7 protein-coding genes are annotated in these 12,569 nt (G+C 45.2%); 6 read left to right on the forward strand and 1 reads right to left on the reverse strand.

All coding sequences use genetic code 11. The annotated features are described in order from the left end of the window. The first annotated feature begins 8 nt into the window (after positions 1-8). From PQ469_RS10485 to PQ469_RS10510, 6 genes are all read left to right on the forward strand, one after another. Complete coding sequence (locus tag PQ469_RS10485; protein ID WP_274212921.1) at positions 9-2,867, forward strand: glycosyl hydrolase; 2,859 nt, start codon at positions 9-11, stop codon at positions 2,865-2,867. 7 nt (positions 2,868-2,874) lie between these two features. Beyond that, positions 2,875-3,645 carry a rhamnogalacturonan acetylesterase gene (locus PQ469_RS10490; protein ID WP_274212922.1) on the forward strand — a complete coding sequence of 257 codons (771 nt, stop codon included), beginning with the start codon at positions 2,875-2,877 and terminating at the stop codon, positions 3,643-3,645. Between the two features lie 13 nt (positions 3,646-3,658). Next, on the forward strand, positions 3,659-4,465 hold the full coding sequence (locus PQ469_RS10495) for a rhamnogalacturonan acetylesterase (RefSeq protein ID WP_274212923.1): 807 nt from the start codon (positions 3,659-3,661) through the stop codon (positions 4,463-4,465). Positions 4,466-4,632: 167 nt separating this feature from the next. Continuing rightward, positions 4,633-6,774, forward strand: coding sequence for a hypothetical protein (locus tag PQ469_RS10500; RefSeq protein ID WP_274212924.1), 2,142 nt, complete (start codon positions 4,633-4,635; stop codon positions 6,772-6,774). Between the two features lie 60 nt (positions 6,775-6,834). Next, entirely contained in the window at positions 6,835-7,980 is a 1,146-nt protein-coding gene (locus tag PQ469_RS10505; RefSeq protein WP_274212925.1) for a glycoside hydrolase family 88/105 protein, read from the forward strand. Then, a complete protein-coding gene (locus PQ469_RS10510) occupies positions 7,980-10,442 on the forward strand; it encodes a glycoside hydrolase family 31 protein (RefSeq protein WP_274212926.1) in 2,463 nt (820 codons plus the stop codon). The genes PQ469_RS10505 and PQ469_RS10510 overlap by 1 nt, the downstream gene beginning before the upstream one ends. A gap of 63 nt (positions 10,443-10,505) precedes the next feature. On the opposite strand, the gene PQ469_RS10515 is transcribed toward PQ469_RS10510, so the two are convergent. Then, the gene (locus tag PQ469_RS10515; RefSeq protein ID WP_274212928.1) at positions 10,506-12,518 is read right to left on the reverse strand and encodes an FAD-dependent oxidoreductase; all 2,013 of its coding nucleotides are present in this window, start codon (positions 12,516-12,518) and stop codon (positions 10,506-10,508) included. Positions 12,519-12,569 lie beyond the last annotated feature (51 nt).

Consider the following 12,569-nt stretch of genomic DNA (forward strand, 5'->3'; position numbering starts at 1 on the left):
AAATCTACATGTCGGTATTCAACAAAAACTTCAAAATAGCCGCTGTTTTAGTGCTTTTAATAAGTGCCGAGGAGGCAACAGCCCAGGTAACATGGCCTGTTATTACCAGGCAAACCAAACCCTGGGCCCGCTGGTGGTGGCAAGGCAGCGCTGTAAATAAAAAGGACCTGGCCTGGAATATGCAAAGCTACCATGACGCCGGTTTAGGCGGAATGGAAATAACACCCATTTACGGCGTTAAAGGACACGAGAGTGAGTTTATACCGTATTTGTCGCCCCAATGGGTTGATATGCTGAAATATACACTGCAGGAGGCTAAACGTTTGGATATGGGTATTGACCTGGCCAACGCCACAGGCTGGCCCTTTGGAGGCCCCTGGGTAACAGATCGGGATGCGAGTAAGGAACTCTTCTGGAAAAATTATGACCTGAAGGGTGGGGATAAATTAAATGAACCTGTGGTGTTTGTACAACAACCCCTGGTACGCGCAGACGGCCAGACGCCAAAGATCACCGACCTGGTTGAGCCCATCAGCAGTAATAAAAACCTGCAATTGATGGCGCTTGATCAGGTGCGGTTTGAAAAACGCATACCACTCACCGTTTTAATGGCCTATGATGGCAAAGGGCAGGCCCTTAACCTGACCGATAAAGTTGAGGCCGATGGCAAACTTAACTTGACCGCACCCGCCGGTAACTGGAAGCTATATGCGCTTTTTATGGGTTGGCACGGTAAAATGGTGGAGCGGGCCGCCCCGGGTGGCGAGGGCTATGTGATTGACCATTTTTCGAAACCGGCGCTTGATCATTACCTGGATAAGTTTAACCAGGCATTCAAAGGCCAGGATGTAAGTGCTATCCGCGCGTTTTTTAACGACTCGTACGAGGTTGACGACGCCCGCGGGCAATCAAATTTTACCCCACAGTTTTTTGACGAGTTTATTAAGCGCCGTGGCTACGATCTTCGGGATCATTTACCGGCCTTATTCGGCAGTGGCGACAAAGAGAACGATAACAGGATATTGTGCGATTACCGTGAAACCATATCCGATTTGTTGCTTGATAATTTTACCAAACCCTGGCACGAATGGGGTAAATCAAAAGACGCTTTAATCCGTAATCAATCGCACGGTTCGCCATCCAATATACTGGATCTTTACGCGGCTATTGATATTCCCGAAACCGAGGGGAATGATATCCTGCGATTCAAGTTTGCTACCTCGGCGGCACACGTTACCGGTAAACCGCTGGCTTCATCTGAGTCGGCAACCTGGCTTAATGATCATTTTTTGTCGTCATTAGGCGATGTTAAACAGGCTATTGATAAATATTTTGTAGGTGGTGTTAACCATATTTTTTATCATGGTATCAGCTATTCACCAAAGGATGCCCCCTGGCCAGGTTGGTTGTTTTATGCCGAAGTACATTTTAACCAGACCAATCCATTCTGGAACGACTTTTCGACCCTTAACCAATACATAACCAATTGCCAGTCGTTTTTGCAACAGGGCAAGCCTGATAATGATGTGCTGGTTTATTATCCTTTGTTCGATAGTTTTTCGGAACCAGGCGAAAAAGGTTTACTTAAGCATTATGATGCCATGAAACCCGATTTTAGCGGTACCGGTTTTGAAAACTCAACCCAGGAGATGTTGAAACAGGGCTACACTTTTGATTTTATATCAGATAAGCAGATAATGGAACTGCAAGCCACCGGCGCCCGCATCGCAACTGGTGGAATCAGTTACAAAACCATTTTACTGCCCGATTGCAGGTATATCCCGCTGGAAACATTCGGTAAAATAATGGATATGGCAAAGGCCGGGGCCACTGTGGTGGTGTATAAAAAACTGCCATCAGATGTGCCTGGATATGCCCGCTTAAATGAGCGCGAAAAAGCATTTAAGGATTTACTGGCCGGGTTAAACTTTACACCGGGGGCCAATGGTGTTAAAATAGCTACGATAGGCAAAGGCAGGTTTTTAATTGCCGATGATATAATGCCCCTGCTGGATGCCGCGGGAATAAACAGGGAGCGTATGACCGATGATGGACTTCAATTTGTACGCAGAACCTACAAAAACGGCAACAGCTATTTTATCGCCAATAATAGCGATAAAGCGATTGATGGCTGGGTAAGGTTATCAGTTAGTGCAGCGTCGGTAGTGGTATTTGATCCGATGACCAAAAGTTACGGCCTGGCCAGCAACCGGAAACAAGGCAAAGGCCAAACCGGTGTTTACCTGCAACTACAGCCCGGGCAAAGCTGCATTTTGCAAACGTTACCTTCAAAAGTTAATATCGCAAATTATAAATATTACCAGCTTGCAGGTAAACCGGTAAATGTAAATGGCATATGGGCGCTCACATTTACCCAGGGCGGCCCAACCTTGCCGCGACCAGTAAAAACCGGTGACCTTAAATCATGGACGGCTTTAGGGGGCGATGAATTTAAGGCGTTTTCGGGAACAGGGAGTTATTCAATCACATTCAAAAAACCTGCACAAAATGCGGTAGCCTGGCAGCTGGATTTAGGTAAGGTACATGAAAGTGCCGAAGTTTACCTTAACGGCAAAAAGTTGGCAACGCTGATAGGTGCGCCATATATAATTACCATTTCTTCAGGACAGTTAAGGTTGATCAATCAGTTACAGGTAAAAGTAGCCAACCTGATGGTGAACCGCATTATAGATATGGATAAAAAGAATATCCCCTACAGAATCTTCTATAATACTAATTTTCAGTCACATAGCTCCGGGTCCAAAGGCCAGGATGGGCTTTTTACCGCAATAAACTGGCAGCCAAAGCCATCTGGTTTGGTTGGGCCGGTTACCCTTAGGCCGGTTAAATATTTGCTAATTAAATAGTTATATCATGGTAAAAGCATTAAAATCCCTTTTTATCTTGTTAATTGTAGCTTTCGCAAGCCTGGCGTTTGTTAATCAGCAAAAACCAACATTGTACCTCATCGGAGACTCCACAACCCACAACAGCGATAAGGAAACCTGGGGTTGGGGCAGTATCATTCCAAACTATTTTAACCTGTCGGAGATCAATATCGAGAACCATGCGATGGCCGGCCGCAGCACGCGTACTTTTATAAAAGAGGGCAGGTGGAACAAGGTAGATTCCCTGTTAAAGCCCGGCGATTTTGTGATGATGGTATTCGGCCATAATGAAGGCGGCCAACCCGATACTACAAAAAAAGGATACCGCGGTGTACTAAAAGGTACGGGCGAGGAAACAGCAGAGCTTATCTGGCCCAATGGAGTAAAAGAAACCGTACACACCTACGGCTGGTATTTTCGCAAATTTATAAGGGAAACCAAAGCTAAAGGCGCTACGCCAATGGTTTTGTCGATGATTCCGCGTAATGAGTTTCGTGAGGGTAAAGTGATTCGTGCTGATAATGATTATGGCAAATGGGCGCGGGAAGTAGCGCAGCAGGAGGGGGCTATTTTCATTGATATGAACCGGCTTACCGCTGATAAATATGACCAATGGGGCGCCGATTCGGTAAAAAAATTCTTTCCCGGCGATCATACCCATACCAATAAAGCAGGTGCCACTGTAAATGCCGAATCTGTTGCCGAAGGCATCCGGGCCGATCCGAAGAATCCTTTAAATAAATATCTTAAAAACTAACTGGTAAGCTATTATGAAAAATTTAATGCGTAAAAATGCAGGTTTAAGCTTATTGCTGATAGGCATGATCTTGCTATCGTCTTTTATGCTGATAAAACCTGCTGATAAACCAACCTTTTACCTCATCGGCGATTCAACCGTGAAGAATGGTAAAGGAAAAGGTGATGGCGGTTTGTGGGGATGGGGCAACTATATAGCTCCTTATTTTGATACAACCCGGATATCGGTTGAAAACGATGCACTGGGCGGAAGCAGCAGCCGCACATTTCAAACGCTTGGGCTATGGGATAAGGTACTGGCAAAAGTAAAACCCGGCGACTTTGTAATTATGCAATTTGGCCATAACGACGCCGGTGCATTGGATGACACCGCCCGGGCACGCGGAACCATTAAGGGTATTGGCAACGAGCAGCAGGAAATTTACAACCCGAAAAGGAAAATACAGGAGGTGGTACACACTTACGGCTGGTATATGCGCAAATATATTACCGATATAAAGGCCAAAGGCGCAACGCCAATTATTTGTTCGCCAATACCGCGCAATGTTTGGAAGGATGGCAAATCGGCCGGTCGCAACGATGATAACAGTTACGGGCAATGGGCCAGGGAGTTAGGTGAGCAAACCGGTACTTATTTCGTCGATCTGAATAAAATGATAGCCGATGACTATGATGAAGAGGGTGAGGCAAAAGTAAAATCGGTCTATTTTGGTACCGATGCTACCCACACGCTTGAGCCCGGCGCGCAGCTAAATGCAAAATTTGTAATCCAGGGGATCAGGTCATTCAATAAACTGGTCCTTAATAAATATTTAAAGTAATGCCGCGGTTGTAACCATTGTAGAGACGCATAATTGCGTCTCTCGCAGGATATTCGGGATTTTCAGGGTCGATTTGCATACGGGAGCCGCAATTATGCGTCTCTACATTAAAAATAAAGGGTTTAACCCACAGCTTCTGAGGAAAACTTAAAGAATAAGAAGGAGAGATGAAGAAACTACTGCCTGTATATTTTGCAATTTTTGCCTGTGCCTGGCCGGTTATTATAAAGGCGCAAATCCCAATAAACCGCAAGGCATTGGTGCAAAGGCATAATGTGATCAATAAGGGTACAGATACCTTATCATCACTGTCGGTTGGTAATGGTCGTTTTGCTTTTACGGTTGATGCTACCGGTCTGCAAACTTTCCCCGAACATTATGATAAAGGCATTCCGCTGGGTACACAATCAGAGTGGGGCTGGCATAGCTTCAAAGATACCATGGGTTATAAGTTTGATGAAACATTGAAAACCTATACACTCAACGGTCGTAAAGTTACGTACGCGGTGCAATGGAACCAGCCCGGGCGCAGTAGGGACGCAGCTAACTGGTTCCGCGAAAATGTGCATCGCTTACAACTGGGCAATCTTGGTTTTATACTATTGCATGAGAATGGAACCGAAGCAAACATCAATGAAATTCAAAACATTCGCCAGGAACTCGATCTCTGGACGGGCGCCATCAACAGTACTTTTACTTTTGACGGCGAAGCAGTAAGCGTACAAACCTATGTCCACCAGGGGCAGGATTTGGTGGCAGTAAAAGTTCAATCTAAATTATTGAGCCAGGGCAGGCTAAAAGTAAGGCTGCGTTTTCCGTTTCCTACCAATCAATTTACTGACTATGGCGATAACCGGAAAAACCCTGAAAAACATTATTCAACTGTCATTTCATCAGGTCGGCAGCAGGCCTCCATTATTCATCGTTTAGATACTAACCAATATTTTGTGCGCCTGGATTGGCAGGGATCTGCAGCCGTTAAAAATACCGCCGTTCATCAGTTTGTGTTATCCCCGCAGGGCAAAACAAATCTGTTAATGTTTACCTGTTTGTTTACCCCACGCAAAACCGCAGCGGTTTTACCGGGCTTTACTCAAACGCAGGCAAACAACATACAGCAATGGAGGGCTTTTTGGCAAAGCGGCGGCGCGGTTGATTTTAGCGGCAGTACAGACCCACGGGCCAATGAACTGGAACGGCGGGTGGTGCTATCCCAATACCTTACCAAAATACAATGCTCGGGCCATCAACCGCCTCAGGAAACCGGGCTCACCTATAATAGCTGGTATGGTAAACCCCACCTTGAAATGCACTGGTGGCATGGTATTCACTTTGCGCTTTGGGGACGGGAGCAGCTGCTGGAAAACAGCATGGCCTGGTATCATCATGTTAAAGCTAACGCACGTGCTATAGCTAAGCGGCAGGGTTACGATGGCGTTCGCTGGCAAAAAATGACTGATCCTGATGGTAATGAAAGCCCGTCATCGGTAGGCGCGTTCCTGATCTGGCAGCAGCCGCATTTTATTTATTTTGCCGAGCTGGATTACTGCGCACATCCCAATAAACAAACCCTAAATAAATACAAAGACCTGGTATTAGCCGATGCCGATTTTATGGCCTCGTTCCCCACTTACGATAAAGAGCTTGACCGTTATAATTTAGGCAAGGGTATTATACTGGCACAGGAACGTTATAAACCCGAAGACACGTTTAACCCAACTTATGAGCTGCAATACTGGCGCTGGGCGCTTACAACCGCCCAGGAATGGCGCAAGCGTTTGGGCATGCAACCCGATAAAAAATATGCGCTCATCCTGAAGAAACTGGCGGAGCTACCCCAAAAGGATGGCGTTTACCTTGCTGCGGAAAGCTCGCCCGATGCTTATACTAATCCGAAATTGAAAACAGATCATCCGGCGGTATTGGCGGCCTATGGTATGCTGCCTTATAACAATAAGCTGGATACCCTGGTAATGAAGAAAACTTTTGACCTGGTATGGAATGTATGGGACTGGAACGATACCTGGGGCTGGGATTTCCCGATGACAGCCATGACTGCTGCCCGCTTAAATATGCCCGAAAAAGCCATTGAGGCCTTATTTATGCCCATAAAAACCAATACTTACCTGCCCAACGGTCATAATTACCAGGATGGGCGCTTACGCCTCTACCTGCCAGGCAACGGCGGATTGCTGGCTGCTGTAGCCATGATGTGTGCCGGCTGGGATGGTTCAACTATCGCTAATCCGGGTTTCCCAAAAGATGGGAAGTGGAAAGTAAGATGGGAAGGACTTAAAAAAATGCCTTAAAAAAAGCCGGAGATAATAACCTGTGAATTAAATGAATAGAAATACATCAAAACCTACAATATGAATAAACTATTTGCAAAACTGAAAATGATACTGTGCACAGGTGCAATCATGGTTACGGCGGGCGCTGTACACGCCCAGCTGCCATCAAAAAGTAAAGTATTGGCCGATATGACTTTGGCTAACAACTATTTTATGCAAAAATGGCCGGATGCAGGTGCTTCTGTTACCGTAAAAGGTGTTACCCGAACCAGTAACCTGTGGACAAGAGCGGTTTATTACGAGGGTTTGATGGGGATGTACAAAATTGATTCGCAAAAAAAATATTATGATTACGCGGTTGACTGGGGCGAAAAACACCAATGGGCGCCGCGTGGTGCCGTTGATACCCGGAACGCCGATAACCAATGCTGCGGCCAGACATATATAGACCTGTACCTGATAGATAAAAAGCCGGAACGTATAGAGAAAATAAAGCTGAGTATCGACCTGATGGTCAATAGCGAAAAGCAGGATGACTGGAGCTGGGTTGATGCGCTGCAAATGGCCATGCCGGTATATGCCAGGCTTGGCGTGGTTTACCAGGACGATAAGTATTATGAAAAAATGTTCGCCATTTATAACTATACCAAAACCGTGCATGGCGGCAAAGGCTTGTACAACACCGCCGATCATCTTTGGTGGAGGGATAAGGATTTTGTAACTCCTTACAAAGAGCCCAATGGCGCCGATTGTTACTGGTCGCGCGGTAATGGCTGGGTATTGGCGGCCATGTTGCGTGTTTTAGAGGTAATGCCCAAAAAAGCCCCGCATCGCGATGAATATTTAAATGTTTATAAAGAAATGATTGAAGCCCTGGTACCGCTGCAACGTGCGGATGGTTACTGGAACGTGAGCTTAAAAGATTCTACCAATTTTGGCGGCAAGGAATTAACAGGTACAGCGCTGTTTGCTTATGGTATGGCCTGGGGCATCAACCATGGCATCCTCAAAAAGAAAACCTATTTACCTATAGTAACCAAAGCCTGGAATGCCATGTCGGCAGAGAGTTTACATACAGATGGTATGCTGGGTTTTGTGCAGGGAACCGGCAAGCAACCTAAAGACGGGCAACCGGTAACTTATAACAGCGTGCCCGATTTTGAAGATTATGGTTTAGGCTGTTTTCTGCTGGCAGGCAGCGAAGTTTATAAATTGAGTAAATAATGAGGAAGGTTACGCTGTTTCTTGCGCTTGTTTTAATGTTTACTGTAAATACATTTGCGCAAACGGGTATTGGCAGCAATAAGTCGGGATATAAAAAGCAAGGCAATACGCTGTATTTTAAAAATGTTAATGGCGATGTCCAAATTGAGTTTTGTTCACCGTCCATGTTTAGGGTAAGGGCAAGCTGGAGCCGTAATTTTGGGGCTGATGAGCATTTAATGCAGGAAAACTATAACTGGCCCGCAGTAAGTTATAAGGTAACCGATGCAAAATCGGCTTACGTTATTCAAACATCTGCGTTAATTATTACAGTTATTAAATCGCCTTTTATCATCAATGTATCCGATACTAAAGGCGTAATGTTATCATCTGAATACGTACCAAAAAGTGGTGGCCTGCATCATATGGGCGATACGGTGATGTGTACCAAGCAGTTGATGCCAAATGAACATTTTTTTGGTTTTGGTGAGCGTATGGATTTTACAGATCAGCGTAACAAACTGGTAAAATTAAATGTGGGCAGGGGCAAAAACAAAGATAATTTGCTGGGCGCTTATAACGTCAACGAAGCAAACTATTGCCCGGTACCGTTTTTTATGAGCACCCGCGGCTATGGTATTTATCTGCATAATTCATCGGCCACAGCCTGGGACATGGGCAGCAAAAGCGATGATGAATACAGCTTTAAAGCCAATGATGGTGAGCTGGATTATTACTTTATTTATGGCCCGGCTTTCCCGGTCATATTAAACAGCTACCTGTCAATAACCGGCAAATCACCTTTATTGCCGCGCTTTGCCTTTGGATTGCATATGGGCACTTATAGCGGCGGCACCTGGGGGCATGAGGAACTTACATCTGATAAATATGTGATTGAGCTTGCACGTAAGATGCGCGAAATGGGGATCCCGGTTGATATTTTGTTCCTGGATTCTACCTGGCGGTTGTTTGGTAAAAACGGGGGCAAGGGTGCTACAACCTTTGAATGGCGCGAAACATTTAAAAACCCCAAAGCCATGTTCGATAGCCTGTACGCCATGAACTTTAAAATGGTAGGCTTGCACATTCGCCCACGGTTTGATAATGCCAAAAACCTCAATCTGCTCGACCAGGCGCAGGCCAAAGGTTTTACCTATCCCGAAAACGGCAAACCGGGTGAATTTGTGAACTTTTTTGATCAGCAGGCTACCAACTGGTGGTGGGATAACGGGGTAATGAAAGTAGCGTCTATAGGGGCCAAATTCCTGAAAACCGATGAAGGCAGTGCCTTTGGTTCATTGGCAAATGAAAGTGAAAAGGTGGGGCCTACCGGTAAAGAGGTTGCGCAATTGCATAATGTTTTCCCTATAGCTTATGCCCAAGCCCCATATTTAAAGTTCCAGGAATATAATGGTATTCGCGGTTTGAACCAGACCCGCGAGGGATACTCGGGCATACAGCGTTATCCATACATTTTTGCTGGCGACTGGCCGAGCGAATGGCAGTATTTTGCACCGGTTATTAAAGCCGGGTTAAATATTGGCTTGTCGGGCGTAGGGTACTGGGCGCATTGTATGGGCGGTTTTGAGCATGCTGCCGATCCGGAGTTATATATGCGTTGGGTGCAGTTTGGTATGTTTAGCCCGGTTGCTATGGTATTCGGCATGGATCACCCGGGTTATAAAGAGCCATGGAATTATGGGGCAGAAGCTTTGGCCAACTTTAAAAAATATGATGATTTGCGATACCGGCTGATCCCTTATATCTATAGCAATGCCTATAAACAATACCAAACAGGTATGCCGCTGATGCGTGCCCTTGTACTGGAGTACCAGGATGATCCGAATACGTATAATATAGCCGATCAATACTTATTTGGTGATAACATGATGGTTTGCCCGGTAACGGTAAAGGGAGCTCAAACCCGTACGGTGTATTTACCAGCCGGTGTTTGGTTTAACTATTGGGCGGGTAAAAAATATGACGGAAAGCAATATATCCATATATTAACACCCGCCGACCAGTTGCCGCTATTTGTAAAAGCAGGCAGTATTATCCCTATGCAACCGGCTATGAAATATATGGGTGAAAAACCCGTGGATGTGATTACTCTGGATATTTTTCCGGACCAGGCATCCGAATTTAAACTGTATGAAGATGATGGTATCAACCTGAAATATCAGCAAGGCGAAAAAGCGATCACTCAAATTACGGTAGCAAATGTTACCGGGGGCTGGGAGTTGAATATTAAAAAACCTGTGGGCAGTTACACCCCCGCGCCACATGGTTACCTGGCTAAAATACATTGGAGTAGCGATAAGGAGCCATCCATGGTAATTGAAAATAAGGAGATTTTAAAAGCAGTGAGCCGTCCCGATGAATTAAATAGTATCGCTGGCTGGTATTACGATAAAACGGACCATTTATTATGGATTAAGGCAGCTCATAGCAATAGAGGGGATGTTATGCTTAGCTTTAAATAAAGCTAAGCCTGTTTCATCATTTCAAGTGGTTTTACTATTGTGAAGCCGGGACCGCCACTTCAATTACCTGGACGGTACAAAAAGCACGGCATCGGCAACGGTTGTCCCGCTGGCGTTTTCGTTGGAGATTTGTATATAAGCCTGTTTGTTTTTTGATAGGTAGTAAGATCCTAAAGAAACCCACTCTCCCGATGTTTGCCCTTCAACCTGGATAGTTGCCTGGTCAATGATCTTTTCGGTTGTGTTTGTCCCGTTAAAAATGGTGATATGGGTTTTAGTTGATGCGTTTTTAGTTTTTGGAAAATAAACGTACACGTTATAGTTGCTGCTTTTAACAATCTCCGGCCTGAACTTAACCGAATTGAGTGCGCCGGTTTTAGACGTATCGATAAGATAGCTTGGGCCATAACCACCCGATTGTGCAACTTTCCAATCCCCGGTTATTTGAACGTGAGCGGTATCGTCGTTATCTACCAGAACCTCGGGTGTACTGCCATCTGCAAGCGGATTATTTTTCAATAGTTTCTGTACTGCTTTAATATCAACCAACTGTACAGGTATTTTTTTATCAATAGCCTGGCAGGCAGCAACCGCGGCCGACTGCCCCAATACCATAAATACCGGCTCCATGCGAATGGAACCGTAAGCGATATGCGAAGCCGACAGGCAAACCGGCACTAAAATATTTGCAACCTCCGCAGGTTTTGGAACAATGGCCCTGTATGAAACCGGGTAAGGGCCAAAACCGCCAACTTCAACATTGCCTTCATTTTTTACCATACCATTTACCACTTGCCTGTCGCAATTATGCGAGTCCATGGTATAGGCGGCCATTGCAACACCGTCATTGGCAATCTCTTTACCCTGGCAGTATTGTTGGGTCATTACCAGTTGTCCTATCATTCTGCGGGCTTCCCTGATATAAAGCTGGGGAGTCCAGTTTCCATTATCCGTATATTCATCTTTTGGGTAGCCCCATTGTTTCATTTCATTACGGATGTTAGCCGGTATCCGCGGATCGTTTCCAAGGAAATATAGAAAGCCTTTTGTATAGGTTTCGTGTTCCTCCCGGATTTTTAATCTTGTTTCATAATCAGCTTCGGGGTAATCCCAGTTCATGCCTATCATATCGGTAGAAAAACCGCCTTTGTTATTAATGTCGGTCTTCCCATTAGGCATTTTGCTTATAATAAGCACATCGTTAATTGATTTCCAGGGCGCTTTTTCCTTTAGGCGGAGCAGCAATTCATATTTCTGAGGATCGTAGTTTTCCGGCCTTGTAATGGCTATACGATTTTCAGGCACATTGGTTAAGGTAATACGAAAGTTATAAGCCTGTACTTTTTTATCTCCGGAGCCCATTGCCTGTAAGCTGATGTTAGCTATTCCCCATAATAAACCGCTCTTAGGATCACCTGGTACTTTATACGGGTCAACGCCGTCGGGAAACTGGTGGCCATCCATAACTTCAACGCCGTTTATGGTTTCATGATACTGGCCGTTTGCTTCCCGCCCAACCGTGTACGAAACACCCGAACGGGCCATCAAATCGCCTTCGTAGGTGCAGTCAATAAACTCCTTTGCCTTAATGATAATATTGGTATGGGCGGTGGGTTTCAAAGAATTTTCAACTACCATTTCGGTCAATAGGTTACCGTTCTTATTTACTTTGATAAGGCGGTTTCCCATCAACACGGTAAAACCTGCTGTTTTTGCGTATTCGTTAAAAATATCCTCGGCCACCTTTGGCTCAAATATCCATTGCTCAAATTTTCCGTAATGCTGTCCAATTTTCCGGTAAAAATCTCTGGCCAGGCCGGTAACCACATATTTGTTGCCGATATCCGTATAGCCTAAGCCGCCCGAGGTCATGCCGCCCAAATGATTCCCAGGCTCAACCAATACCACTGTTTTGCCCATTTTTTTTGCTGTATAAGCCGCAATTACACCGGCACAGGTGCCGCCATATATACAAACATCGGCTTCAAACGCTTTGATGTTTTGTGCATACAGGGGCCATGCCATACTAAAATGAGTTACTATGATTAACAGGATGATTACTTTAAAATTTTTCATAGTTGTTTTTTTAAAACGTTCAATAACCAGGTACGGCAAGGCCGGCTACGC

Origin of the sequence: Mucilaginibacter sp. KACC 22773 (assembly GCF_028736215.1) — a bacterium.
Classification (GTDB): Bacteria; Bacteroidota; Bacteroidia; order Sphingobacteriales; family Sphingobacteriaceae; genus Mucilaginibacter.

Bases quoted from the DNA above. Each gene is read 5' to 3' on its own strand.
- PQ469_RS10485 (WP_274212921.1), top strand. From the start codon at position 9: ATGTCGGTATTCAACAAAAACTTCAAAATAGCCGCTGTTTTAGTGCTT.
- PQ469_RS10490 (WP_274212922.1), top strand. From the start codon at position 2,875: ATGGTAAAAGCATTAAAATCCCTTTTTATCTTGTTAATTGTAGCTTTC.
- PQ469_RS10495 (WP_274212923.1), top strand. From the start codon at position 3,659: ATGAAAAATTTAATGCGTAAAAATGCAGGTTTAAGCTTATTGCTGATA.
- PQ469_RS10500 (WP_274212924.1), top strand. From the start codon at position 4,633: ATGAAGAAACTACTGCCTGTATATTTTGCAATTTTTGCCTGTGCCTGG.
- PQ469_RS10505 (WP_274212925.1), top strand. From the start codon at position 6,835: ATGAATAAACTATTTGCAAAACTGAAAATGATACTGTGCACAGGTGCA.
- PQ469_RS10510 (WP_274212926.1), top strand. From the start codon at position 7,980: ATGAGGAAGGTTACGCTGTTTCTTGCGCTTGTTTTAATGTTTACTGTA.
- PQ469_RS10515 (WP_274212928.1), bottom strand. From the start codon at position 12,518: ATGAAAAATTTTAAAGTAATCATCCTGTTAATCATAGTAACTCATTTT.